Raw genomic sequence first — 25,180 nt, 5'->3', positions numbered from 1 at the left:
CCCTGTCATTCGCCCGTCGCTCATCAGTTCTTACAAGCCGAGACCGCCACGCCGCTGTTTAGATAGCGGCACCTCCGCTGCTGTGTGCGGAGTTCCAAAACAAGAACTCAACACAGGTCCCCCACCATGAAAAAGCTCCTCGCCTCGACCCTGGCCGCCCTCGGCCTTTGCGCCGCCCTGCAGAGCCAGGCCGGGCTGTTCAGCAACAACACCCAGTCGCAAACCAAGAACCCCATTGTCCTGGTGCCCGGCATCTTCGCCTTCGACACCATCGCCGGCATCGACTACTGGTACAAGATTCCCAGCGCCCTGGAGAGCCAGGGCGCCAAGGTCTATGTGCCCAAGATCAATGCCTTCGACAGCTCGGCCAAACGCGGCGAAGCCCTGATCGAACAACTGGAAGAAATCCGCGCGGCCTCGGGCGGCGGCATCAAGAAGTTCAACCTGATCGGCCACAGCCAGGGCGGCGTGACCGCGCGCTACGTGATGAACGTGCGCCCGGACCTGGTCGCCTCGGTCACCACCCTGCATTCTCCGCACAAGGGCTCGCCGCTGGCCGACCTGGTCACCGGCGTCGTCCCGCCCAGCACCCTGCAGGGCGTGGCCTTCGACGTGTTCGCCAACACCGTAGGCGACCTGGTCAATCTGCTGTCGAACAATCGCAAGAGCGACTCCGACGTCCGCGCCATGCTCGCCGAGTTCAACAAGAACGGCGCCGCAGCGAACAACCAGGCCTTCCCAACCGGCGTGCCGACCACGGCCTGCGGCGAAGGCCCGGAAACCGTGAACATCGCCGGCAACAGCATCCGCCTGTACTCCTGGAGCGGCACCGCCCCGCTGACCACTGCGGTGGACATCTCGGACCCGCTGTTCGCCATCACCGCCCTGGCCTTCAACGAGCCCAATGACGGCGTTACCGGCCGCTGCTCCAGCCACTTCGGCAAGGTGCTCAAGGACAACTACACGATGAACCACCTGGATGCGAACAATCAGGTTCTCGGGCTGGTGTCGCTGTTCGAGACCAATCCGAAAACCCTGATGCAGAACCAGGCCAACCGCCTGAAGAACCTCGGCCTGTAACAGCGCGAACCGGTCTGGGCCGCCGACCCGGCATCCCAGACCGGCCGCACAGGAGAACTGCATGCCTGACCAGCTCTTGCTTCGCGCCCTGGCCATTGCCGGGCTGGGCGGGCTGAGCATCTGGGCCACCCTGGCGCTGTATCCGGATACCCCGGCCCGGCCCAGCGCGACGCCGGCGGCCCGCACCACCCCGACTCCAGATCCGCGCACCCGCCACGCCATCGTGCTCAACAGTCGCCTGCGCCAGACACCAGTCGCCGAGCTGCCCGACTCCGGCCCGCTGCCGGCCTCTTTACGGGGCGCACGACACGATGTGCATCTACAGGTGGATGAGCGCGGCAACCTGCTGGTCGAGGAGGCCATCCTGCACTTGTTCGACTTCTATCTGAGCGGGCTGGAAGAGGAAGGCATCGACAAGGTCCTAGTACGCCTCCATCGCGACCTGGCTGCCCAGTTGCACGGCGTGGCCCTGACGCAGGCCCGCGACCTGCTGCGGCGCTATGTGGACTACCGCATCGCCCTGCAGGACTTGCCGAAAAGCGCCGGCACGCTGGCAGCCGGCGCCCTGCGCCAGCGCCTGGATGCCCTCAACGCTTTGCGCGACCAGTACTTCGTCCCCGCTGAATACGAGGCCCTCTTCGCGCGCGAAAACGTCGAAGACGACTACATGCTGCAACGCCTGGCAATCGCCCAGCAGCCAGAGCTAAGCCTCGACCAGCAACGCCAGGCGCAGGCCGAGCTGGAGGCGCAACTGCCGGTCGAGTTGCGCGAAACCCGCGCTCGCGTCACCCGCCAGGCCGAGCTATACAGCAGCGCACGCGCCCTGCAGGAAAGCGGCGCCAGCGCCGAGGCGATCCACCAGCTCCGAGAGCAGGCTCTGGGCAGTGCCGCCGCTGATCGCCTGGCCGAACTGGACCAGCAGCACGCCGCCTGGAAGCAGCGTCTGAGCGACTACGCCGTCGAACGTAACCGTTTGCACACGTCCGGCCTCGCTCCGAGCGATCTGCAACGGGCGATCGGCGAGCTGCAGGCCAGTCGCTTCGACGAACTGGAACGCAAGCGCGTGCGAGCGCTGGACGCGGAGCTGTAAGTCGGTGAACACTCGGGGGCAGGTTCAGTGCTCTCACGCGCGGCCTGGCCCTGGGCCTTCCCGCCTCGAGCCAGTTGGCGGCTATGCTGAAGGCAGGAGGTGCCCATGAGCGACGAACAAGACGACAAACCCCTCGGTCTCGGCCAAACGCTACAAAGCGTGCTGGCCGCCGCGTTTGGTGTGCAAAGCGGGAAGAACCGGGCACGGGACTTCACCCACGGCAAACCCAGCCACTTCATTTTTTTGGGCATAGTGTTCACCGCCGTCTTCGCGCTACTGCTGTTTGGCCTGGTGAAACTGGTTCTGCACCTGGCCGGGATCTAGTCCAACAGCGGACGCAGCGAAAACTGGTAGTCGCGCATGTCGGGATGGCCGACGGCGCTGAAGCGGCGAAAATCCAGGTTAAATCCCTTCTGCTGCACATGCTGCAGCAATTTTTTCGACTGACCAGGGTCGAGCAGCATGAACAGCGGGTCCTGACGGTCCTTGCCCCCGCGCAGGGCGAAGTCGAGACCGGCATCGTAGTCATGCAATAGCACCATGGCCCAGCCGCCCAGGGTGAAGTGGCCGCTGACCAACACCGAAACACGGCCGTCGATGCGCGCCTGCAGAACTTCCGGCGAATTATTCAGCGTCGCAAACAACACTTCATGGCCAGGCCGGCCCCCTCTCTCCTGCAGGGCCTGCATGGCACCGAAGGCCATCTCATCATTCGCTGCCCAGATCAGGCGCACACCCGGATACCGAGAAAGCAACACCTTCGCCTGCTCATAGGCGCGTTGCCGCTTCCATTCGCCCTGCACCATCTGGCGCAGGCGAACCTCAGGATGCTCCGCCAAGGCCTTGCGCAAGCCCAGCTCACGCCGCTGAGCCGCCGGCGTGCTCTTCACTCCGGAAAAAGCCAGCAGCTCGACGGGGGTTTTCCCCGACCTGGCCTGCTCGACGCGGATCAGCTCCTTGGCCATCAGGTAGCCGGCCTCCTCATCGTTGGGAACCAGGCTGCCGATCCAGTTAGGGTATTTTTCCCGAGAGGCGCCGAGCGACTTCTGCTGATCGGCGCTCAAGCGGCTGTTGACCATGAACAGCTTTACCCCGCTATGCGCCGCGAGGCGCAGAATCTCGGGGCCGACATATTCCTCATTGACGAGCAGCAGATAGTCCGGGCGCTGCTCGCCGCGCAACACCTGGTGGGCCTGGCGCACCATCAGATGCGGATCGCGCTCGGCATAGAGGATCCGCAACTCCATGCCCAAACTGTCGGCAGCGGCCTGCATGAATCGCGAATAGCTGGTCCAGAAGACTTCATTGGAGCGGCCAGGATTGAGGAAAACCACGCTGGCAGCATGGACCCCGCCCACACCGAGCAGGCACCCAATCATCAGAACAGCGCGCAGCAACCCCTTCAATTTCACTAGCCTGCGTTATAAACAGTCACTCAAGTATAACTGCACGCGTAATGGCACTATGAAACCACTCGTCTGCAAGCCATAGAAACAAAGCCGCCGCGGATGTCCGCGGCGGCTTGTTTGGCAAACATGTAACTTACTGGTGACTAACCCAGTACACCGCCGTGACAACGACCAGCAGGATCAAGACGAAAATCGCCCGCGCATCGACGACGCTGTCACGGTTATCAGGTTCGGAATGGTCGGACATGGCTTCCCCCTTCTTGTGGTTATTGGTGGTTCGCCCTTGCAGTTAAGCCCAGCCTGACAAGTCGCTCAAGCCGAGCATCCGTCACGCCGACCGCCTTAGCACCATGAGTTTGATTCATATACTAAAACATCACTTTTGCGCATAACCCCTGAGCTGGTATCGTGCCCGACTCCGCCAGGAGTGCGCGGCCGTGCGCGCGAATAGCTGTAGCAGCCTGAGAACTGAACATTTATGTACGTATATGATGAGTACGATCAACGGATCGTCGAAGATCGCGTCAAACAGTATCGCGATCAGACCCGCCGCTATCTGACAGGCGAACTGAGCGGCGAAGAATTCCGCCCGCTGCGCCTGCAAAACGGTCTCTACATCCAGCGCTATGCACCCATGCTGCGGGTAGCCGTGCCTTATGGCCTGCTGTCTTCCACCCAAGTGCGCAAGCTGGCGCAAATCGCCCGCGATTACGACAAGGGCTACGCCCATATCAGCACGCGCCAGAACGTCCAGTTCAACTGGCCTGAACTGGAAGACGTGCCGGAAATTCTCGCCGAGCTGGCCACCGTGCAGATGCACGCCATCCAGACCAGCGGCAACTGCATCCGCAATACCACCACCGACCAGTTCGCCGGTGTGGCTCGCGATGAACTGGTCGACCCGCGCCCCTGGTGCGAGATCATTCGCCAATGGTCGACCTTCCACCCGGAATTCACCCACCTGCCGCGCAAGTTCAAGATCGCCGTCAACGGTGCCGTGAGCGACCGTGCCGCCATCGAGGTGCACGACATCGGCGTGGAAGCGGTGAAGAACGCGGCCGGTGAACTGGGTTTCCGTGTCTCCGTCGGTGGCGGCCTCGGCCGCACCCCGATCGTTGGCAGCTTCATCAACGAATTCCTGCCCTGGCAGCACCTGCTCAGCTATCTCGATGCCATTCTGCGGGTGTACAACCGCTACGGTCGTCGCGACAACAAGTACAAGGCGCGCATCAAGATTCTGGTCAAGGCGCTGACTCCGGAAATCTTCGCCGAGCGCGTCGATGCCGAGTGGGCGCACCTGAAAGACGGCCCGACCACTTTGACCGAGGCTGAAGTCCAGCGTGTTGCCCAGCACTTCGTCGACCCAGCCTACAAGAGCCTGGAAGACCAGGATGCCGCCCTCGCCCAACTCGACGCCGAACACCCCGGTTTCGCCCGCTGGCGCGCCCGCAACGTCGTCGCCCACAAGAAGCCCGGCTACGCCGCCGTGACTCTGTCGCTGAAACCCACCGGTACCGCGCCGGGTGACGTCACCGACAAACAGTTGGACGCCATCGCCGATCTCGCCGACCGCTACAGCTTCGGCGAAGTGCGCAACTCCCACGAGCAGAACATCATCCTCGCCGACGTCGAGCAGGCTCAGCTGTTCACCCTCTGGGGCACGCTGCGCGAGCTGGGTTTCGCCACGCCGAATATCGGCCTGTTGACCGACATCATCTGCTGCCCGGGCGGCGACTTCTGCTCGCTGGCCAACGCCAAGTCGATTCCGGTCGCCGAAGCCATTCAGCGGCGCTTCGACGATCTCGACTATCTGTTCGATATCGGCGAGATCGACCTGAACATCTCCGGTTGCATGAATGCCTGCGGCCACCACCACGTCGGCCATATCGGCATCCTCGGCGTGGACAAGAAGGGCCAGGAGTTCTACCAGATCTCCCTCGGCGGCAGCGCCAGCCGTGACGCGAGCCTGGCGCAGATCCTCGGCCCATCCTTCGCGCAGGACGCCGTGCCGGATGTGATCGAGAAGATCATCAACGTCTACGTCGAAAGCCGTAGCGAAGAAGAAGCGTTCCTCGACACCTTCCGCCGTATCGGCATCGACCCGTTCAAGGAGCGCGTATATGCAGCGAATCATTAAGAACGACCAGGTCGTCGACGAAACCTGGCATCTGCTGCCCAAGGACACGACGCTGGATGGTCTGACCAACTGCGACGACTACCTCGTGCCTCTGGCCCTGTGGCGCGAACACAGCCATGCCCTGCTGGCCCGCGACGGTGGCCTCGGCGTGTGGCTGGATGCCGGCGAGGAAATCGAGGAAATCGCCGATGCACTGGACAACTTTCAGGTCATTGCCCTGAACTTCCCGAGCTTCACCGACGGCCGCCACTACTCCACCGCCAGCCTGCTGCGCCAGCGCTATGGCTACCAGGGTGAAGTCCGCGCCATTGGTGACGTGCTGCGTGACCAGCTGTTCGCCATGAAGCGCTGTGGTTTCGACGCCTTCGCCGTGCGCGAAGACCGCGATCCCTACGACGCCCTGAAAGCCTTCGAGGAGTTCTCCGAGGTCTATCAGGCCGCCATTGACCAGCCGCTACCGCTGTTCCGCCGCCGCTCGGCCTGAAGCTTCAAGCCTTGAAAAGCCCCGCAATTGCGGGGCTTTTTCATGCACGAATAAGTGCAACGGGAATGGAATAGGCACCATCGCCCGCCGCGCCTATGACGCTGCCGCCGGCTGAGAACCTTCGAGCAGGCCAAACTCCGCCGCCACCTTCACATAGAACAACGAGAGCCCCTCAGCCTCCAGGCGTTGAAACAGCCGAGCGCATTCGCCCTCGGTGAGAGCCAGCACGATCAACATCGGCTGATCCGCCATCTCGAAGAAATGATGTGAATGAAAACGCCCGTCATGTCCGAATCCTTCGATGCCTGAAACCAAGGTCGCGCCGCCAAGTCCCAGCTCCTTGGCCAGACCGACCACCCAATCGGCCAGCATCTTCCCGGCATGCCGCCGATTCTGCTGGGTATAAAACGTCACCTGATAGCCCTTCATGGCATGCCTCCGGCTGCATCTTCACCAGCAAGCATGGCACTTGCCGCAGAGCGCCTTAGCAGCAGCTGATAACCGGCTCGCAGGCATCCGGGAAAAATGAAAAGCCGCCCGAAGGCGGTTAGAAAGGGATCATGGCGGCACCATGAATTACGCGTCTTTCCGTGACGATACTGCCTACTTCTTCAGTGTGCTCAGGTAGTCCTTCAGCGTCTTCTCATCGCCCGATTTGACGGTCATACCTTCCGGGCCCGTACCGATGTCAGTGAACTGCTTGGCCAGCTCGCCATGCGCTTTGAAGTCCTTCAGCTCCTGGAAGCTCTGACGGAATACCCACAGACGGCCATCTTCAACCTCGGTCACGAATCCGGGTTTCTCGTACTGGCTGGCGAAGGTTGCGCCGACGAACAGGCTACTCAGCAGCATTGCAGTCAAGGTCAGCTTTTTCATCACAAGGTTCCTGTTGGGGTTGGGATGCGAAGGAACCTAAAGCCGCCTTGATGACAGATTGATTACGCACGCAAAAACATGCGTATATCCAGATATTTCTTGATCAAAGAGTTGAGCGGCCTACTAAAAGACCACCAAACAACTGGACAGAAATAGGTCTTACGGCCAGAAAGCAAGGCATTTCGCCCGTTCGTTGTTCGGGACCTTTACTTAATATTTGATAAACCATATATTTTAAAAACCATATCACTCTCGAGATCTGGCAATGACCTACAAGACCCGCGTGTTGTTCATTTGTGTGGCCAACGCTGCCCGCTCGCAACTGGCTGAGGCGCTGCTGCGGCACACCGACTCCGAGCGTTTCGAGGCATTCAGTGCCGGCACCGCGCCCAGCGAGATCGACCCGCGCACTTTTGAGGCACTCCAGCATCTGGGCGTCAGCACCGAAGGGTTGCGCAGCAAGTCCCTTGATGAGTTTGTGGGCGAGCGTTTCGATTACGTCATCACGCTGTGCGATAAATCGGCGTTGGAATGCCATGCCCTTCCCGGAGCCGGTGAGGCGTTGGCCTGGAACTTTGAAGACCCGACGACCAATACCAAGCCCGAGGCATTCCGCCACACCCTCCACGAGATCCATGAACGCATCAAGATGTTCGTTCTGGTGAAAACCAAACCTTGAGACTGCAATGGCTGACCATCTGACACCCACCACCGTATTCAAGTGCCTAGCTGACGAGACCCGTGTCCGCGTCATGCTGCTGGTCGCTCGCGAGGGCGAACTGTGCGTCTGCGAGTTGACCTGCGCGCTAGATGAAAGCCAGCCGAAGATCTCCCGGCATTTGGCCCAACTGCGTACTTGCGGCCTGCTGGAGGATCGCCGCCAGGGGCAGTGGGTGTATTACCGGCTGCATCCGAATCTGCCGGATTGGGTCGTCAAAGTGCTGGAGACCACGCTCGAAGCCAACCGTCACTGGTTAAGCCCCGATGCCAAGCGCCTCGATCAGATGGGCGACCGTCCTGAGCGTGTCGCCGCCTGCCGCTGATCCGAGCCTCCACGCTTGCCCGAGTTTAAAGGGATGCCCGCAAATGAAAGTTCTGTTCCTCTGCACCGCCAATAGTTGCCGCAGCATCCTATCCGAAGCCATGTTCAACCACCTGGCGCCAGCCGGTATGAAGGCCTACAGCGCGGGTAGCCAGCCGAAAGGCACAGTGCATCCGCTCAGCCTGAAAACCCTGGATAAGGCCGGCATTTCGACCGAGGGGCTGTACAGCAAGTTGAGCGATGTCCATGAGGCGTTGGTGCCCAATTTCGTCATCACCGTCTGCGACAAGGCTGCCAGCGAAGCCTGCCCGGTGTTCTTCGGTCCGGCGACCAAGGCGCACTGGGGGCTAGCCGATCCCTCGGAGTACCAGGGCAGTCCCGAGGAGGTGGAGGCCGCCTTCGAAAGCACGCTGGAAACCATCCGTACTCGTATCCAGGGCTTTCTCGCACTGCCGTTCAAGCAAATGGGCCCAGAGCAGCTCAAGGCCGAGCTGGCCCTGATCGGCAAGCTCTGAGCAGGAGATAGAAAATGAGCAAAAGCCGTCTTTCTTTCCTGGATCGCTACCTGACCGTCTGGATCTTCCTGGCCATGGCTGTGGGTGTCGCCCTGGGCAGCTTGTTCGAGGGGCTGCCGGGCTGGCTGAACAGCTTGTCCGTCGGCTCGACCAACATCCCCATCGCCATCGGTCTGATCGTGATGATGTATCCGCCGCTGGCGAAGGTGCGTTACGAGGAGTTGCCTGAGGTATTCAAGGACAAGCGCATCCTGGCGCTGTCGCTTGTCCAGAACTGGGTGATCGGCCCGGCGCTGATGTTCGTCCTGGCCATCGTGTTCCTGGCCGACAAGCCTGAATACATGACCGGGTTGATCCTCATCGGCTTAGCGCGCTGCATCGCCATGGTGCTGGTATGGAACCAGATCGCGGGCGGCAACAACCAGTACGTGGCCGGGCTGGTAGCGTTCAACAGCCTCTTCCAGATCCTGTTCTTCAGCCTGTACGCCTGGATCTTCCTCGGCCTGCTGCCGCCGCTGTTCGGCCTACAGGGCAGCGTGATCGATGTCAGTCTTGTCAGCATCGCCGAGTCCGTACTGATCTACCTGGGCATCCCGTTCTTGGCCGGACTTCTCACTCGCAAGACTCTCATCAGCCTCAAAGGTGAGGCCTGGTTCAGCCAACGATTCATCCCGCGCATCAGCCCCCTGACGCTGGTCGCGCTACTGCTGGCTATCGTGGCGATGTTCAGCCTCAAGGGCGACATGGTGCTGCAACTGCCGCTGGACGTGCTGCGTATCGCCATCCCGCTGACCATCTACTTCGTGGTGATGTTCTTCATCAGTTTCTGGATGGGCAAGCTGCTGGAAGCTGATTACCCGCGCACCACGGCACTGGCCTTCACCGCCGCCAGCAACAACTTCGAACTCGCGATTGCCGTTGCGATTGCCACCTTCGGCCTCGCGTCCCCCGTGGCTTTCGCCACGGTAATTGGCCCACTGGTAGAGGTGCCGGTGCTGATCTCGCTGGTCGGCGTGGCCTTCTGGCTCAAGCGCCGCTGGTTCGATCAGCCCAAGGGCGCCCTCGCTCAGGAGTAAATGTATGACTAAATATCTTATTCCCAACCTTGATGCTGAATTGGTTGACCTGCCGACCCCGGACAAGCTTGGCACCACGCTTACTGCCACTCACAAACCACGCATCCTGCTGCTCTATGGCTCGACCCGTGAACGTTCCTTCAGCCGCTTGCTGACGGAGGAAGCCGCGCGCCTGCTGGAGCACTTCGGCGGCGAGACGCGGATCTTCGATCCATCTGGCCTACCGCTGCCGGACGATGCTCCGGATAGCCATCCCAAGGTGCAGGAACTGCGCGAGCTGATGCAGTGGTCGGAAGGCCAGGTCTGGTGTTCGCCGGAGCGCCACGGTTCTATGACTGCAGTGTTCAAGGCGCAGATCGACTGGATACCGCTGGCCATGGGCGCGGTGCGTCCGACCCAGGGCAAGACCCTGGCAGTGATGCAGGTCTGTGGCGGTTCGCAGTCGTTCAACGTGGTCAATCAGCTGCGTGTGCTGGGCCGCTGGATGCGCATGTTCACCATCCCCAACCAGTCCTCGGTGCCGAAGGCTTATCTGGAGTTCGACGAGGCTGGTCGGATGAAGCCGTCGTCCTTCTACGACCGCGTAGTGGACGTGATGGAAGAGCTGGTGAAGTTCACCCTGCTGTTGCGCGAGCGCTCGGACTATCTGGTTGACCGCTATTCCGAACGCAAGGAATCGGCGGAAGAACTCTCCAAACGCGTCAATCAACGTTCCATCTGAAGGATTCTAACGTGTCGATACATCCTTACTCCGTGCTTCAAGCCGAGCAGGTCAAAGGCCAACTGATCTTCACTCCGTGTCCGGGCACCAAGGAGACTTCGGTCGCCAAGGCGCTGGACACCCTCAAAGAGGCCGGCGCTTCGGCCCTGCTGACACTGATGCCCACTGAAGAGTTGAGCCAGAACGAAGTCGAGAACCTGCCGGAGCAGTGCCAACAGCGCGGCATCGAGTGGTTCCATCTACCGGTGGCAGACGAGCAGGCTCCCGGTGAGGCCTTCCAGGCGGCCTGGGAAGCCAATCGCGAGCGGATCAAGCAACTGCTCAGCGACGGGAAGAACATCGCCATCCACTGCAAGGGCGGTTCGGGTCGCACCGGCCTGATTGCCGCGCAACTCCTGATTGAGAATGGCGTGCTGTTCCGCGAGGCGGTCAGCGCAGTCCAAGCGCTACGCCCCCGTGCTATCCAGCACCCAGTGCATATCGACTACATCAGCCAGTTCGACATCACCAAGTCGTAATTTCCCGCAGCGCGAGAACAACAACATGAGCATCAAAGTCGGCATCAACGGATTCGGCCGCATCGGTCGCCTCGCCCTGCGCGCAGCCTGGGGCTGGCCGGAATTCGAATTCGTGCAGCTCAACGACCCAGCCGGCGACGCTGCGACCCATGCGCACCTGCTCAACTTCGACTCGGTGCATGGCCGCTGGCAGTACGAAGCCAGCGCCGAAGGCGATCGCGTGGTGATCGACGGCAAGCGCATCCAGGTCACCGCCAACAAGACGATTGCCGACACCGACTGGTCCGGCTGCGATCTGGTGATCGAGGCCAGCGGCAAGATGAAGACCGTCGCCGCGCTCCAAGACTATCTGGATCAGGGCGTGAAGCGCGTTGTGGTCTGTGCTCCGGTCAAGGAGAAGGGGGCGTTGAACGTCGTCATGGGCGTCAACCAGCAGCTATTCGATCCGGCGCAGCACCGCATCGTTACCGCGGCATCCTGCACCACCAATTGCCTGGCGCCAGTGGTCAAGGTGATTCACGAAAACCTGGGCATCCGCCACGGCTCGATCACCACCATTCACGATCTGACCAACACCCAGAGCATCCTCGACCAGCCGCACAAGGATCTGCGCCGCGCCCGCGCCTCGGGTATGAGCCTGATCCCCACCAGCACCGGCTCGGCCACCGCCATTGCGGAAATCTTCCCCGAGCTGCGCGGGCGCCTGAACGGCCATGCCGTGCGCGTGCCGCTGGCCAATGCTTCGCTGACTGACTGCGTGTTTGAAGTGGAGCGTGCAACCACGGTAGACGAGGTGAATGCCTTGCTTAAGACCGCCGCCGCAGGCCCGCTCAAGGGCATCCTCGGCTATGAGGAGCGGCCGCTGGTGTCCATCGACTACCGCACCGACCCGCGCTCCTCGATCATCGATGCGCTGTCGACCATGGTGATCAACGGCACCCAGGTGAAGCTCTACGCCTGGTACGACAACGAGTGGGGCTACGCCAACCGCACTGTCGAGCTAGCTCGACTGGTCGGCTTGGCCGGCTAACCGGGGCGATTATGCAGGCGTTGTCAGCCCTTTCCCTGGAAGTGCGCCAGTACCTGCTGGTAACCGGCAACTACTGGGCCTTCACCCTCACCGACGGCGCCTTGCGCATGCTGGTGGTGTTGCATTTTCATACGCTGGGCTACAGCCCACTGCAGATTGCGTTGCTGTTCCTGTTCTACGAAATCTTCGGCGTCGTTACCAACCTGGTGGGCGGCTACCTCGGCGCCCGCCTGGGCCTCAATCGCACCATGAACATCGGTCTGGGCATGCAGGTCGCCGCCCTGCTGATGCTGACGGTGCCGGCCGTCTGGCTAACCATCCCCTGGGTGATGGGCGCCCAGGCGCTGTCGGGCATCGCCAAAGACCTCAACAAGATGAGTGCCAAGAGCTCGATCAAGCTGCTGGTGCCGGCCGGCCAGCAAGGCAGGCTGTACCAGTGGGTGGCGATCCTCACCGGCTCGAAGAACGCGCTCAAGGGCGTGGGTTTCTTCCTCGGCGGCGCCCTGCTCGCCCTGCTCGGCTTCAAGGGCGCTCTGCTGCTGATGGCGACGTCATTGGCGCTGATCTGGATCGGTAGCCTGTTGCTGCTGAAAAAGGATCTGGGCAAGGCCAAAGCCAAGCCGAAGTTCCGCGAGATCCTCTCCAAGAGCCGGGCAATCAACATCCTCTCGGTTGCGCGACTGTTCCTCTTCGGCGCCCGCGATGTGTGGTTCGTGGTGGCGCTGCCGGTGTACCTGAGCACAGTGTTCGACTGGGACTTCTGGAAGGTCGGCGGCTTCCTCGCGACCTGGATCATCGGCTACGGCATCGTCCAGTCCTTCGCCCCGGCTATCACCGGCAAGCAGCGCGGGCATGTTCCCGATGGTCGCGCCGCTTTCGCTTGGGCGGCGTTACTAGCTGGTCTGCCTGCGGCCATCGCCCTCGGGCTCTCGGTGGGTTGGTCGCCTCAAGTTGTGCTGCTGGGCGGTTTGATGCTGTTCGGCGCGCTGTTCGCGGTGAACTCCTCGCTGCACAGCTACCTGATCGTCGCCTATGCCCAGGAGGACGGGGTGTCGCTGGATGTGGGTTTCTACTACATGTCCAACGCCTTGGGCCGCCTGCTTGGCACTCTGCTGTCCGGCTGGATTTTTCAGCGCTATGGGCTGGAGGCCTGCCTGTGGATTTCCTCGGCCTTCGTGCTGTTGGCCGCGCTGATATCCCTTGGCCTGCCCAGGCATGCAGCGGAATAGCAGCGTCGCCGGCCACTAACGAAAAGGCCCGGCAGCTTGCCGGGCCTTTCAGTGTCGCGTTGTACTCAGTCCAGGCGTACCAGCACCCGGCCAACCAGCTTGCCGGCGAGGATCTGCTCGATCGCGGCCGGCAGCTGCTCCAGCGTCACCTCGTGCACCAGCCGCTCGAGGTTGTTGAGCTTCCACTGCACGGACAATCGATCCCACATCGAAGCCTTGTCCACCAGCGGCAGCTCGACCGAGTCGACGCCGAGCAGATTCACCCCGCGCAGGATGAAGGGCATTACGCTGGCCTTGAAACTCGTACCGGCAGTCAATCCGCAGCAGGCCACGCTGGCCCCGTATTGCAAGGATTTGACCACATTGAAGAGGATATCGCCGCCGACGGTATCGACTGCGCCCGCCCATTGTTCCTTGAGCAACGGCCGCTCCACACCCTCTTGCAGGGCACTGCGTTCGACGATCTGGCTGGCGCCCAGCTGCTTGAGGAAGTCGGCCTGATCGGCCTTACCGGTGGACGCTGCCACTTGATAGCCGAGACTGGCCAGCAAAGTGACGGCGATACTGCCGACCCCACCCGTTGCGCCGGTGACCAGGACCGGCCCGGCGGCGGCATCCAGCCCCGCCCGCTCCAGGTTGTCGATGCACAGTGCAGCGGTCAGGCCGGCAGTACCGAGCACCATGGCCTCGCGTAGCGACAAGCCTTGCGGCCGCTTGATCGCCCAGGCCGCCGGAATGCGGATGTACTGGCCGAAACCGCCGGCGGTATTCATACCCAGGTCGTAACCGGTGACGATCACCTCGTCGCCGGGGCTGAACTCCGCCACGCTGGATTCGGCCACCACACCGGCGGCGTCGATACCCGGAGTATGGGGAAAATTCTTCGTCACACCGCGGTTGCCGCTGGCAGACAGGGCATCCTTGTAGTTCAACGAGGAATACTGCACCCGGATCAACAACTCGCCGGCCGGCAGCTCGCTGACATCGCGTTCAACCACCTGGCGGGTGAACTCGCCGGCCGCCCCTTCGCTGACCAGCAGCGCCTTGAACTTGCTCATCACCAACCTCCTTAAATGTCGGAGCTCTTGATTACCAGAGCTCTCGATTACCAGAACCGCTGATTGAGTCGGCTCACCCAGGTCAGCACCAGCCGGTCCACTGCCAGGCTGGCAGCCAAACCAATACGTTCCTGCAAGCTCTTCTTCTGCGCATAGTGCAGTTGGAACACATCGGCCTGTTTGGCACGCTCGGCGAGGTACTCGTCACTGGTTTTGAGCTCGTCGACCAGTTGCTTACCCAGCGCCGCCTGGCCCAGCCAGATTTCGCCGGTGGCGATCTCATCGATCGCCAGTTGCGGGCGGTAACGAGCCACAAAGCCCTTGAACAGCTCATGGGTGGTTTCCAGGTCTTCCTGGAATTTCTCCCGACCTTTCTCGGTGTTTTCGCCGAAAACCGTCAGAGTGCGTTTGTACTCGCCGGCGGTCAGCACCTCGAAATCGATCTCGTGCTTCTTCAGCAGCCGATGCACGTTGGGTAGCTGCGCCACCACGCCAATCGAACCGAGAATGGCAAAAGGTGCGGAAAAGATCTTGTCGCCGACGCAGGCCATCATGTAGCCGCCACTGGCGGCGATCTTGTCGATGCAGACGGTCAAGGGCACACCGGCCTGACGAATCCGCGCCAGTTGCGAGGAAGCCAAGCCATAACTATGGACCATGCCACCGCCGCTCTCGAGTCGCAGCACCACCTCATCCTTCGCCGAGGCCATGCTCAACAGTGCGGTCACCTCATGGCGCAAGTGGTCGGTCGCTGACGCCCTGATGTCACCGTGGAAGTCCAATACGAACACCCGGGGCTTCTGCACCCTGGCCTTCTTCGCCACCTTCTCAGCCTTGGCCTCCTCCTTGCGCACCGCCTTCAGCCGGCTCTTGCCGAGAACGGCCTGTTCCAAGCCCTGATGCAGACTCTTGTAGAAGTCGTTGAGCTTGTGCACTTCCAGATGCCCGGTGCCTTTGCCGCGACCCTTGCTGCGCAACACGGCAATCGCCGCCAGGATCAGCAAAATGGCCACCACCAGCGTTACCGTCTTGGCCAGAAAGCCTGCATAGTCGGCTAGAAACTCCACGCGTTTTCCCCTCGCTTGCTGCTCCGCGACCCGGTGTTGAGCGCGATTGATAACGATCAAGCATACTCAGGCGGCCTGCCGGCGGCCAGCAACGAAAGTCGACCGAATCGACGTCCCCCATTGAAAGATGGGCCTGCCTTGCTCATTCAAACAAGCGTATGTTTTTCCGTTGACAGGCCCTACCTATCCTCATAACCTCGCGAAATCTTCACCTTTTAGGATGAGCCGAGCGTGGGCAGTATCTACCTGATTCGACATGGCCAGGCCTCGTTCGGCGCCGACAATTACGATGTACTGTCTGAAACTGGAATTCGTCAGGCCGAATTATTGGGCAAACATCTGGCCCACCTCGGCGTGAGCTTCGACCGCTGCTTGAGCGGCGACCTGCGCCGCCAACAACACACCGCCCAAGCCGCCCTCGCCCAGCTCCAGGCCGTGGGCCTGCCGGCTCCGGAAGTCGAGATCGACCCCGCGTTCAATGAGTTCGACGCCGACGCGGTGATCCGCACCCTGCTCCCCGGCCTGCTGACCGAGGAGCCGGAGGCCTTGTACATCCTGCGCAATGGCGCGCAGAACCGAGCGGAATTCCAGCGCTTGTTCGCAATCCTGATCGGCCGCTGGCTCAGCGGCGAACACGCCGCTGAATTGGAAAGCTGGCAGAGCTTCGTCGACAAGGTCCAGGCCGGACTCGAGCGCATCCTCGCGCAAGCAGACAGTAAGCAGAACATCGCCGTGTTCACCTCCGGCGGCACCATCACCGCCCTGCTGCACCTGATCACCGGTGTACCGGCCAACAAGGCGTTCGAATTGAACTGGCAAATCGTCAACACCTCGCTCAACCGCCTGAAGTTTCGCGGCCGCGAGGTGGCTTTGGCTTCCTTCAACAGTCACGTGCATTTGGAGCTGTTGAAGGCCCCGGAACTCATCACCTACCGTTGAGCTCTCGGATACCCTGGCCGTCAAGGCCACTGGAAAACCCCAAAACTAGAAAGGATCACACCATGACCACAGTTGCTGACATCGTCAAAACCATGCAGTCCAAGTTCAACGCCAGCGCCGCTGCTGGCCTGGACCTGGTATTCCAGTTCAACATCGAAGATGGCGAGAACCACTACCTGGTGGTGAAAGACGGCACCTGCGATCTGCAGCAAGGCGATGCCGCTACCCCGAACGTCACCCTGATCATGAACACCGAAACCCTGAAAGGCATCACCAGCGGCGAGACCGACGGCATGCAGGCATTCATGGCCGGCAAGCTGCGCGCCGAAGGCGATATGATGCTGGCGATGAAGCTGGGCGAACTGTTCCCGGTCTAAGCTTCAAGGCTGCCACGGCAACCGCAAAAACCGGAGTCGTCTGACTCCGGTTTTTTTTCGCTTGCAAACAGCAATCAGGCAGGCTGATTGAGCTGCAACACGCTCGCCTATAAAGCCGCGTGCAGCTTGTGAGGCTTCGGCAGCAGCATTAGATTAACCAATAGTCTAAGGCCCCCATCATAAATAGAAGGGATACGCATGGCGCTTACCGACCAATCCACTCGCATCCGCGATGGCGAAGAACTCGACGCCGCGGTGATCGATCCGTACCTCAAGGCCCACATTCCCGGCCTCAGTGGCTCGCCCCGTATCAGCCAGTTCCCCGGAGGTGCGTCGAACCTGACCTACCTGCTGGAATACCCGGAACAGGAACTGGTGCTGCGTCGCCCGCCCTTCGGCCACAAGGCCAAGTCCGCCCACGACATGGGCCGCGAGTACCGCATTCTCAATCAGCTCAATGCCGGCTTCCCCTACTGCCCCAAAGCCTTCGTGCACTGCACCGACGAATCGGTGATCGGCGCCGAGTTCTATGTCATGGAACGGGTCAAGGGCATCATCCTGCGCGCCGACCTGCCGCCGGAACTGAGCATCGACGAAGGCCAGACTCGCCAGCTGTGCAAGAGCTTCGTCGACAAGCTGGTCGACCTGCACAACGTCGACTACAACGCCTGCGGGCTTGGCGATCTGGGCAAGCCGGAAGGCTACGTTCAGCGTCAGATCAGCGGCTGGAGCGATCGTTACGAGAAGGCCCTGACCCCCGACGCCCCGTCCTGGGAAGCGGTCAAGGCCTGGCTACGCGACAAGATGCCGGCCGATCACCCCAAACCGGGCATCGTGCATAACGACTACCGCTTCGACAACGTCATCCTCGACCCGGCCAACCCGATGAAAATCATCGGCGTGCTCGACTGGGAGCTGACCACCATCGGCGATCCACTGATGGACCTGGGCAACACCCTCGCCTACTGGATCGAGGCCAACGACCCGGCCCCGGTGCAGATGATGCGCCGCCAGCCGAGCCATCTGCCGGGCATGCTGACCCGCCAGGAGTTCGTCGACTACTACGCCGAACGATCGGGCATCCAGATCGACAATTTCGACTTCTATTACACCTACGGCCTGTTCCGCCTGGCCGGCATCGTGCAGCAGATCTACTACCGCTTCTATCACGGCCAGACCCAGGACAAACGCTTCGCCCAGTTCATTCACATGAACAAGCTGCTGGAGCAGATGAGCCTGCAGGTCATCGGCAAATCTCGGCTGTAACCGGCTTTAAGCCGTAATTGCCCATAACTAGGGGAACCCCATGTCCAAGACTCATCTGTTCGACCTCGACGGCAAGATCGCCTTCGTCTCTGGCGCCAGCCGCGGCATCGGTGAAGCCATCGCCAAGCTGCTGGCCCAGCAAGGCGCCCATGTGATCGTCTCCAGCCGCAAGATCGACGGTTGCCAGGCCGTCGCCGACGCCATCATCGCCGACGGCGGCAAAGCCACCGCCATCGCCTGCCACATTGGCGAGATGGAGCAAATCCAGAGCGTGTTCGCCCAGATCCGCGAGCAGTTCGGCCGCCTCGATATTCTGGTCAACAACGCCGCCACCAACCCGCAGTTCTGCAGCGTGCTGGACACCGACCTCAGCGCCTTCCAGAAGACAGTCGACGTCAACATCCGTGGCTACTATTTCATGTCCATCGAAGGCGGCAAGCTGATGAAAGCCAACGGCGGCGGCAGCATCATCAACGTCGCCTCCATCAATGGCGTATCGCCAGGCGAGTTCCAGGGCATCTACTCGGTGACCAAGGCCGCAGTGATCAGCATGACCAAGGTCTTTGCCAAGGAGTGCGCGCAGTTCGGCATTCGCTGCAACGCCCTGCTGCCGGGCCTGACCGACACCAAGTTCGCCTCCGCGCTGGTGAAGAACGACGCCATCCTCAATACCGCCCTGCAGCGCATCCCGCTCAAGCGCGTAGCCAACCCAAGCGAGATGGCCGGCGCCGTGCTCTACCTGGCCAGCGATGCCTCCAGCTACACCACTGGCGTGGCGCTGAATGTCGATGGCGGTTACCTCTCCTGAGGATTCGCCCGGCATGAAAAAAGGGACCCACGGGTCCCTTTTTTCATGCGGCTAACTTTAGCGCCAGTCCTTCAGCGCCTGGTTGGCGGCCTGGTTCACCGGCTGCGCCAGCAGTCCGGTCGGCGTCAGCCCCACCGCATAGACGGCGCCATCGGCCACCGGCAGATAGGTCACCCGCAGCGCCTGCGGATCGAAGAGAAACAGATCGTGCTGCCCGAGTCGCAGCCAGCGCCACAAATCTATGCCGTAGAAGCTCTGCGCCAGCGCTACCTGCGCATGCTGAGCCAGCTCCTGTTGCTCGATGGCGAGGAAACGCCCGGAGAGCTTTTCCAGCCGATAACCCGGCTGTAGACCGATCAACGCCGCCAGGCCCTTCCACTGCAGCATACGCATATCCAGCTGCCACAGATCGCCTTCCAGCGTGACAGTGCGCTCTTCGGCTCCTTCCAGCAGGCTGACCCGGTAGCGTTGCGGGCCATCGGCCTGGAAGCTCAGCGTCACCACGGGCTTGCCTTGCGGCAGCGCGGTATAGCTCATCAGGTCATAGCCGGCGAGCCCCACCAGCCCGGCCAGGGCAAGAAAGGCCACACCGCAGGTGCCGCGCAGCCAGCCGAGCAACCACTGACGACTGAACAGAATGCGTGCGGCGATCAGCGCGGCAAGCAGAGCCAGCAGCGCGATGCACCAAGCCAAACCGTCATACTGCATAAGCCCAATTCCTTGTGTGGAAAATAGCCGGCATTATGCTCAGCAAGCCGCCAACCGGCCAGTCAACACTCCGCGCAGTCGGACACACTTTGGATTTTTATGCCCCTTGACCTGATCGTCGATCCGCTGACCTTGCTGATCCTGGCCCTGGTGGCTTTTCTCGCCGGTTTCATCGACGCCATTGCCGGCGGGGGTGGCTTGCTGACCATCCCGGCCCTGCTCACCGCCGGCCTGCCGCCACATCTGGTACTGGGCACCAACAAACTGTGCGCGACCTTCGGCTCGGCCACCGCCAGCTTCACTTTCTATCGGCGCAAGTTGTTCGATCCTGGCCAATGGCGGAATGCCTTGGTCGCCACCGGCATCGGTGCGTTGCTCGGTGCCACGCTCGCGCACTGGCTGCCAGCCGCCTGGCTGAATCAATTCCTGCCGGTGGTGGTGTTCGCTTGCGGCCTGTATCTGCTGTTCAGCCGCACCCCGACGGCGCCGGTGAATGTCGAGGCACCGATCGCCCGTGGCCGGCAGTGGCCGCAAGGTCTCGGCCTGGGCTTTTACGATGGGGTCGCCGGGCCTGGCACCGGCGCGTTCTGGACGGTCAGCAGCCTGCTGCTCTACCCGCTCGACCTGCTACGCGCCAGTGGCGTGGCGCGCAGCATGAACTTCATCAGCAACGCCGCGGCGCTGGCAGTGTTCATCGTCTCGGGTCAGGTGGCCTGGGCGCTCGGCATCAGCATGGGCCTGGCCCTGATGGCCGGGGCCTTTCTTGGCGCCCACACGGCCATTCATGGCGGCGCCAAGTTCATTCGCCCGGTGTTCATTCTGGTGGTGCTGGCGTTGACCGCGCGTTTAGCGTGGCAGCACTGGTTCGGGATGGCCTAGGCGGCGCGCCAGGTAGAGGTCGATCAGATAGCGGGCAATGGAGCGTTGCATTGGCAGCGGCGGCAGTTGTTCGATAGGGAACCAGCGGGCATCTTCGATCTCATCCGCCTGCGGGGTGATGTCGCCTGCGGCGTACTCGGCATGGAAGCCGAGCATCAGCGAATGCGGGAAAGGCCAGCCCTGACTACCCAGGTACTGCAGGTTGCCTACCTCCAGGCCGACTTCCTCGCGCACCTCGCGGGCCACGCACTCCTCCACCGATTCGCCGGGTTCGACGAAACCGGCCAGGGTGCTGTACATGCCGGGCACGAAACGCGGCGAACGGGCCAGGAGGATTTCATCGCCCCGGGTGACCAGCACGATCATGCTCGGTGAAATCCGCGCATAACTGTCGAGCCCGCAGCCCGGGCAGCGCATGCAGCGCTCACCTGGCACCTGCCGGGTCGGACTGCCGCAGCGCCCGCAGAAGCGGTGCTGGCTGCTCCAACTGCCGATCTGCTCGGCGAAGGACAGCATGCGGAACGTCGGGTAATCGGCCTGCAGCATGAACTGGCGCAGCCCCTGCCAGTGACAGCCCATCACCTCGGCCGGTTGCTGCAGCTCCAATAGCCAGACCGGCTCGCCGTTGAAGTAACCCAAACCATGCTCGGCCGAGAGCGACAATTCCTGGCGCTTGAGCCACTCACGGGGAAACAGCACGCCATTGCTGTCAGCGAGAAAGCCCTGCTGACAGCGAGCCAAGGCCCAGCCACCGGGCAGGCTGTTGTCCAGCGCCGGAGTGGTCTGCCAGCCCTGTTCCATCAGGCCGCCACCGGCAAGCCGAGGGCACGCACGCTGTCAGCGGCGAGGTCGAGCACGCTGGGCGTGGTCTCAGGACGCAACACGGCGCCGCCTTCCAGATAGTACTCAAGACTGGTCAGCGCATCGGCCAGGGTCTCAAGCATCTGCTCCGACGGTATCTGCGCGGTTTCGAGCATCTGCTTCTGGATATAGTCGCTGCAGGCACCGACCAGCCAGGCCGCCCGCTCCTGCCCGAGGAACCACAAGCCGCCACGCACCGCCTGCAGACTGAATGGCACGTTGGCCAGGTGCAGCTTGTCGCCGCTGGACTCCAGATATGATGTGATCGCCCGCTTGGCCAAGGCCAGACCCGCCTGAGCTTCGTCGACCACCACGATCCGCGCCTCGGCCAGCTGATGCAGGGCGAAGGACTCGGCCTCATCCACGACCGTGGCCAGGCGCTGATCGCGGCGCTCGCCGCGATCGAGACCGGCGACCATGCTTTCCACATGCAATACCGCATCGGCCAGCTTGTTCAGCGCCGCGGTGTCGGCTGCCTGCACTTCGCTCCAACCCGCCACCGTCGGCAACTGGGCGCTGAGAATAGTACTCGCCGAACTCAAGCCGACCATGTTCAGGGTCTTGGTCAGCTTCGCCAGCAAGGCCTGCAGGGCGTTGAAGCCCTCACTCTCGGCAGTGCCGCGCTCGATCAGATCGAGCAGATCCTTGACGCCGGCCAGTTCCTCGCGGATCGCCGAAGACAGCGAGCGCATGACCGCCTGCCCCGGCCCTGCCAGGCGCTGATATTCCTCTTCCAGCAACTGATCGGTAAACGGCAGCGCGGCCAGGCCGAAAGTCTCGCGCACCTGACTGGCCAAGGGACCCCGGCTGTCGGCAAGCGCCACCAGATAGAGCAATTCCTTGAGTAGATTGCGCGGAGCTTCATGCTGCGGATTGCCAAGCAATTGCTTGAGCTCGCGATCGAGTCGGGCAAACAGCTGCTTGCGCGATTTACGCGCCAGCAACTGGCCGTCGAGCTGGGCCTCCAGCGCGGCAGCGGCGATCCAGCACAAGCGTCCGCGTGGCTCGTTGGCGAACAAGTTGTCGAGCCGGCTGAAGGCACGCGCCATGAGCTTGATCCCGGCCTGGGAGTTCTGCTCGCGGATAAAACCCAGCAGCCCGACCTGATACATGTGCCGCAGGTGGCGCACCTGGCTGGCCAGGGTCGCAGCATCCAGCACGCTTGCGCTGCTTGGGGAGCGCAGTTGATCGAGACGCGCGCTGAAAAAGAAACTTTCCGGCAGCGGCGTCTGGCCGCCGGCTTGGCGCAGCTCGTTGATCGCCGGCAGCAGCAGCTCCGGCAACTCCTGACGATGACTGTCGACGTTCTCCAGATAGCGACGCAGCACATGCAAGGCATTGCTCAGCGCCGTCAACTGGCCGTCGCGCTCCTCGCCGGCGCCGGCGGGAATGTCCGTGGCCTGCTGAAGGATTTCCTGGGCCAGCAACTCGGCACCCGCCAGTTCGATCAAATTCAAGGTGCCGCGCACTTGCTGCAGGCTTTCGACGGCCTGCTGCAACGGGCTGCCGTTATGCCGCTCGGCAATGAAATGCTCGAGGCTCTGTTCGGCCTCTTCCATGGTGGCGAACAGCTCGTCGCGCACCAAACTCAGGGACGTAGCTCCTGAAACCATGCCTAGTGCGCCTCCCGCGCCGGGTAAATGGACTGCATCGGATGCTTTGCGTCAGCCTTAGTCGGCAAATTCCGGCTTCTGTTTGCTCATGAACGCGGCCATCGCCACGCGCAAATCGGCGGACTGCAGCATCGCTGCGTTCCAGGTCGCGACATATTCCAGGCCATCGTCGATGCGATGATCGCGCATGTAATCAAGCATCCGCTTGGTACCGCGCACGGCAATCGGCGACTTGCTGGCAATCTCGCCAGCGATTGCGAATACCCCCGCGAGCAGTGCAGCCTGATCGGCAAAGGTGCGATTGACCAGACCGATGCTGCGCGCTTCTTCACCACTGATGTCACGCCCGGTATAGGCCAGTTCGCGCGCCAGCCCATCGCCGATGATGCGTGGCAAGCGCTGTAGGGTACCGACATCTGCGGCCAAGCCCATGTCGATTTCACGAATGGACAGCTTTGCGTCGACTGTGGCGTAACGCATGTCGCAGGCGGTGATCAGATCGATACCGCCGCCCAGGCAGTATCCTTGAATCGCCGCCAACACGGGTTTGCGGCAATTGTCGACGGCATTGAAAGAGCCTTGCAGCTTGAGAATCTGACGCCGTTGCATTTCCGCATTGCGACCTACATCCGTGCCGTACTGGCCTGCATTGGCGAGCATGGTGAGATCAATGCCTGAAGAGAAATGCTTGCCGGCACCGGAGAGCACCACCACCCGCACCTCGTCGGTGTCATCGACCCAGCGGAAGATATCGACGATCTCCGTCCAGAAGTCGGCATTCATGGCATTGAGTTTTTCCGGACGATTGATCACCACATGAGCGATCTTGTCCTTCAGCTCGACACGAAAGGCTTTGTAGTCGGACATGACGCATCCTCAAACAGCGCGGGCGCGCATAATAGATATTGTTATGGTTAAAACCGCCCAACTATAACAAGCGAGGCTCAAATGTCGATGCCGGCGACTGTGATGCGGGACACGCCGCAAAGCTTGCAAGGAGCTTTGTGATATGGCGTTAACTGCTTGATCTCTTGAGGATTAAATCGCCTTACCGAGCGTCTCGGCATCCAGCCGATTGCGCCATTGGCGCCAGGTGTAGAGCGGGATGCCGGCCATCAGCACCAGGAAGCCCCAGAAGATTGCCTGCTCGCCGGTGCCATACAGCGCCCAGAGCGAATAGCAGAAACCGAGCGTGCCAAGGGCAAACAGCGGGCCGCGCTCGCGCGGCTTGAAGTCTTGCGGCGTCACGGCGAGAAACTGCAACAGTGCCGCCGTGCAGAAGGCATAAGGCACCACGCCGGTCATAGTGCCGAGCAGGATGATGACGTTGAACACCTCGACCAGGTCGCCCTGGCCGTCGATGAGCACCAGTGCGGTGACCAGCAGCGCGGAAACCAGCAGACCATTGGCCGGCACATCATATTTGTTGGTCTTCGCCAGAGAACTCGGCAACAGGCCATCGCGCGCGGTAGCCATGGGGATCTGCCCTTGCAGCAGCACCCAGCCATTGAGCGCGCCCAAGCAGGCCACCACCGCCCCACCGGCGACCAGATAGTAGCCCCAGGTGCCAAGCAGCACCTGCGCGGCATCGGCGAATGGGGCGCTGGAACGCATCAACACCTCCGGCGGCAGCACGCCCTGCACCGCGGTGATTGACAGGATGTAGACCCCCGCCGCGACCAAGGTGCCGAAGACCGTGGCGCGCGGAATGGTGCGTTTCGGGTCTCGCACATGCTCGGCCGGCACGGTTGCCGACTCCAAGCCAATGAACGACCACAAGGTCAGCGCCGCCGTGGTGGCGATGGCCTGGGCATAACCGCCACCACCGGGAATGTCCTGCACCTCGGGAATCCGCAGGTATTCCGGGTGAAAGGAAAACCAGCCGAGGATGCCAATCAGCAACAGGGGCACCAGTTTGAGTGCAGTGAGGATGTTCTGCGCCAGGCCAAAGGCACCTATGCCGCGCAGGTTGATGAAGGTGCACAGCCAAATGGCGCCGATGGCGGTACTGACCGCCAGCACCGGATCTTTCAAGGCCGGAATGAATACTTGCAGGTAGCCGACCAGAGTCACCGCAATCGCCGCGTTACCGATCCAGGCCGCCTTCCAGTAGGTCCAGGCGCAGAGATAGCCGGCGAAGTTGCCGAAGCCGTCGCGGGTATAGGCATAAGGCCCGCCGGCAGCGGGCTTGAGGCGGCTCAGACGCGCGAAGGTCAGCGCCAGAATCACGGCGCCAATCGAGGAGATCAGCCAGCCGAACAGGCTCAGGCCACCGAAAGCGGCCAGACTGGCGGGCAGCAGGAACACCCCCGAACCGACCATGTTGCCGACCACCAAGGCGGTACAGGTCCAGAAACCCATGGTGCCCGCCTTGTCTGCCGCTCCTTGACTCATGTG

General features: G+C 61.8%; 28 protein-coding genes. 18 read left to right on the top strand and 10 right to left on the bottom strand.

Annotated elements, in window-relative coordinates; translation table 11 throughout:
• Positions 1-126 precede the first annotated feature (126 nt).
• From D3880_RS11065 to D3880_RS11055, 3 genes are all read left to right on the top strand, one after another.
• Entirely contained in the window at positions 127-1,080 is a 954-nt protein-coding gene (locus D3880_RS11065) for a lipase family alpha/beta hydrolase (RefSeq protein WP_119893499.1), read from the top strand.
• 61 nt (positions 1,081-1,141) lie between these two features.
• On the top strand, positions 1,142-2,170 hold the full coding sequence (locus tag D3880_RS11060; RefSeq protein WP_119893498.1) for a lipase secretion chaperone: 1,029 nt from the start codon (positions 1,142-1,144) through the stop codon (positions 2,168-2,170).
• Positions 2,171-2,275: 105 nt separating this feature from the next.
• Entirely contained in the window at positions 2,276-2,494 is a 219-nt protein-coding gene (locus tag D3880_RS11055) for a DUF2970 domain-containing protein (protein ID WP_119893497.1), read from the top strand.
• Here the strand turns inward: D3880_RS11055 and D3880_RS11050 are convergent.
• Positions 2,491-3,549: an ABC transporter substrate-binding protein gene (locus D3880_RS11050; protein WP_119895719.1), complete on the bottom strand. Its 1,059-nt coding sequence runs from the start codon at positions 3,547-3,549 to the stop codon at positions 2,491-2,493. The two genes, D3880_RS11055 and D3880_RS11050, sit on opposite strands and share 4 nt — an antisense overlap.
• Positions 3,550-4,057: 508 nt before the next feature.
• On the opposite strand from D3880_RS11050, the gene D3880_RS11045 reads away from it, so the two are divergent.
• Positions 4,058-5,716 carry a nitrite/sulfite reductase gene (locus tag D3880_RS11045; RefSeq protein ID WP_119893496.1) on the top strand — a complete coding sequence of 553 codons (1,659 nt, stop codon included), beginning with the start codon at positions 4,058-4,060 and terminating at the stop codon, positions 5,714-5,716.
• Positions 5,700-6,200, top strand: coding sequence for a DUF934 domain-containing protein (locus D3880_RS11040; RefSeq protein WP_119893495.1), 501 nt, complete (start codon positions 5,700-5,702; stop codon positions 6,198-6,200). Before D3880_RS11045 ends, D3880_RS11040 begins: the two co-directional genes overlap by 17 nt.
• A gap of 93 nt (positions 6,201-6,293) precedes the next feature.
• On the opposite strand, the gene D3880_RS11035 is transcribed toward D3880_RS11040, so the two are convergent.
• Positions 6,294-6,629 (bottom strand): DUF190 domain-containing protein, encoded by a 336-nt coding sequence (locus D3880_RS11035; RefSeq protein ID WP_119893494.1) that lies wholly within the window; start codon positions 6,627-6,629, stop codon positions 6,294-6,296.
• A gap of 174 nt (positions 6,630-6,803) precedes the next feature.
• Positions 6,804-7,076 carry a hypothetical protein gene (locus tag D3880_RS11030; RefSeq protein WP_119893493.1) on the bottom strand — a complete coding sequence of 91 codons (273 nt, stop codon included), beginning with the start codon at positions 7,074-7,076 and terminating at the stop codon, positions 6,804-6,806.
• 265 nt (positions 7,077-7,341) lie between these two features.
• Here D3880_RS11030 and D3880_RS11025 point away from each other — a divergent pair, with 265 nt between their 5' ends.
• Genes D3880_RS11025 through arsJ form a run of 8 tightly spaced genes read left to right on the top strand, consistent with a single transcriptional unit; the run spans position 7,342 to position 13,207 of the window.
• Positions 7,342-7,755, top strand: a complete 414-nt coding sequence (locus D3880_RS11025; RefSeq protein ID WP_119893492.1) for an arsenate reductase ArsC — start codon at positions 7,342-7,344, stop codon at positions 7,753-7,755.
• A 7-nt stretch (positions 7,756-7,762) separates the two neighbouring features.
• On the top strand, positions 7,763-8,119 hold the full coding sequence (locus D3880_RS11020) for a metalloregulator ArsR/SmtB family transcription factor (protein ID WP_119893491.1): 357 nt from the start codon (positions 7,763-7,765) through the stop codon (positions 8,117-8,119).
• A gap of 43 nt (positions 8,120-8,162) precedes the next feature.
• Entirely contained in the window at positions 8,163-8,633 is a 471-nt protein-coding gene (locus D3880_RS11015) for an arsenate reductase ArsC (protein WP_119893490.1), read from the top strand.
• Positions 8,634-8,647: 14 nt separating this feature from the next.
• Complete coding sequence (arsB, locus tag D3880_RS11010) at positions 8,648-9,709, top strand: ACR3 family arsenite efflux transporter (RefSeq protein WP_119893489.1); 1,062 nt, start codon at positions 8,648-8,650, stop codon at positions 9,707-9,709.
• Positions 9,710-9,713: 4 nt separating this feature from the next.
• On the top strand, positions 9,714-10,430 hold the full coding sequence (arsH, locus tag D3880_RS11005; protein ID WP_119893488.1) for an arsenical resistance protein ArsH: 717 nt from the start codon (positions 9,714-9,716) through the stop codon (positions 10,428-10,430).
• Between the two features lie 11 nt (positions 10,431-10,441).
• Positions 10,442-10,948 (top strand): cyclin-dependent kinase inhibitor 3 family protein, encoded by a 507-nt coding sequence (locus D3880_RS11000; RefSeq protein ID WP_119893487.1) that lies wholly within the window; start codon positions 10,442-10,444, stop codon positions 10,946-10,948.
• 25 nt (positions 10,949-10,973) lie between these two features.
• Positions 10,974-11,978: an ArsJ-associated glyceraldehyde-3-phosphate dehydrogenase gene (locus D3880_RS10995; RefSeq protein WP_119893486.1), complete on the top strand. Its 1,005-nt coding sequence runs from the start codon at positions 10,974-10,976 to the stop codon at positions 11,976-11,978.
• 11 nt (positions 11,979-11,989) lie between these two features.
• On the top strand, positions 11,990-13,207 hold the full coding sequence (gene arsJ, locus D3880_RS10990) for an organoarsenical effux MFS transporter ArsJ (protein WP_119893485.1): 1,218 nt from the start codon (positions 11,990-11,992) through the stop codon (positions 13,205-13,207).
• Between the two features lie 65 nt (positions 13,208-13,272).
• Here arsJ and D3880_RS10985 read toward each other — a convergent pair whose 3' ends face one another.
• Both D3880_RS10985 and sohB read right to left on the bottom strand, forming a co-directional pair.
• Positions 13,273-14,265, bottom strand: a complete 993-nt coding sequence (locus tag D3880_RS10985; protein WP_119893484.1) for a YhdH/YhfP family quinone oxidoreductase — start codon at positions 14,263-14,265, stop codon at positions 13,273-13,275.
• A 47-nt stretch (positions 14,266-14,312) separates the two neighbouring features.
• Positions 14,313-15,332, bottom strand: a complete 1,020-nt coding sequence (gene sohB / locus D3880_RS10980; protein ID WP_119893483.1) for a protease SohB — start codon at positions 15,330-15,332, stop codon at positions 14,313-14,315.
• A 231-nt stretch (positions 15,333-15,563) separates the two neighbouring features.
• Here sohB and D3880_RS10975 point away from each other — a divergent pair, with 231 nt between their 5' ends.
• The 4 genes from D3880_RS10975 (at position 15,564) to D3880_RS10960 (ending at position 18,722) form a co-directional block, all read left to right on the top strand.
• Positions 15,564-16,271: a histidine phosphatase family protein gene (locus D3880_RS10975; RefSeq protein WP_119893482.1), complete on the top strand. Its 708-nt coding sequence runs from the start codon at positions 15,564-15,566 to the stop codon at positions 16,269-16,271.
• A 62-nt stretch (positions 16,272-16,333) separates the two neighbouring features.
• On the top strand, positions 16,334-16,648 hold the full coding sequence (locus D3880_RS10970) for an SCP2 sterol-binding domain-containing protein (RefSeq protein WP_119893481.1): 315 nt from the start codon (positions 16,334-16,336) through the stop codon (positions 16,646-16,648).
• Between the two features lie 198 nt (positions 16,649-16,846).
• Entirely contained in the window at positions 16,847-17,914 is a 1,068-nt protein-coding gene (locus tag D3880_RS10965; RefSeq protein WP_119893480.1) for a phosphotransferase family protein, read from the top strand.
• 40 nt (positions 17,915-17,954) lie between these two features.
• On the top strand, positions 17,955-18,722 hold the full coding sequence (locus D3880_RS10960) for an SDR family oxidoreductase (RefSeq protein ID WP_119893479.1): 768 nt from the start codon (positions 17,955-17,957) through the stop codon (positions 18,720-18,722).
• Positions 18,723-18,779: 57 nt separating this feature from the next.
• Here the strand turns inward: D3880_RS10960 and D3880_RS10955 are convergent, their stop codons facing one another.
• The gene (locus tag D3880_RS10955; protein WP_119893478.1) at positions 18,780-19,430 is read right to left on the bottom strand and encodes a hypothetical protein; all 651 of its coding nucleotides are present in this window, start codon (positions 19,428-19,430) and stop codon (positions 18,780-18,782) included.
• A 99-nt stretch (positions 19,431-19,529) separates the two neighbouring features.
• On the opposite strand from D3880_RS10955, the gene D3880_RS10950 reads away from it, so the two are divergent.
• Positions 19,530-20,309, top strand: coding sequence for a TSUP family transporter (locus tag D3880_RS10950; protein ID WP_119893477.1), 780 nt, complete (start codon positions 19,530-19,532; stop codon positions 20,307-20,309).
• Here D3880_RS10950 and nudC read toward each other — a convergent pair.
• The 4 genes from nudC to D3880_RS10930 all read right to left on the bottom strand — a co-directional run bounded on the left by nudC (position 20,277) and on the right by D3880_RS10930 (position 25,177).
• Positions 20,277-21,110, bottom strand: a complete 834-nt coding sequence (nudC, locus tag D3880_RS10945; RefSeq protein ID WP_119893476.1) for an NAD(+) diphosphatase — start codon at positions 21,108-21,110, stop codon at positions 20,277-20,279. The two genes, D3880_RS10950 and nudC, sit on opposite strands and share 33 nt — an antisense overlap.
• Positions 21,110-22,783: a FimL-related protein gene (locus D3880_RS10940; RefSeq protein WP_119893475.1), complete on the bottom strand. Its 1,674-nt coding sequence runs from the start codon at positions 22,781-22,783 to the stop codon at positions 21,110-21,112. Before D3880_RS10940 ends, nudC begins: the two co-directional genes overlap by 1 nt.
• A 57-nt stretch (positions 22,784-22,840) precedes the next feature.
• Positions 22,841-23,650 (bottom strand): crotonase/enoyl-CoA hydratase family protein, encoded by an 810-nt coding sequence (locus tag D3880_RS10935; RefSeq protein ID WP_119893474.1) that lies wholly within the window; start codon positions 23,648-23,650, stop codon positions 22,841-22,843.
• 171 nt (positions 23,651-23,821) lie between these two features.
• On the bottom strand, positions 23,822-25,177 hold the full coding sequence (locus D3880_RS10930; protein WP_119893473.1) for an amino acid permease: 1,356 nt from the start codon (positions 25,175-25,177) through the stop codon (positions 23,822-23,824).
• Positions 25,178-25,180: the final 3 nt, after the last annotated feature.

Origin of the sequence: Pseudomonas cavernae (genome assembly GCF_003595175.1) — a bacterium.
GTDB classification, from domain to species: domain Bacteria; phylum Pseudomonadota; class Gammaproteobacteria; order Pseudomonadales; family Pseudomonadaceae; genus Aquipseudomonas; species Aquipseudomonas cavernae.
This window is presented reverse-complemented; position numbering and strand designations above follow the sequence as displayed.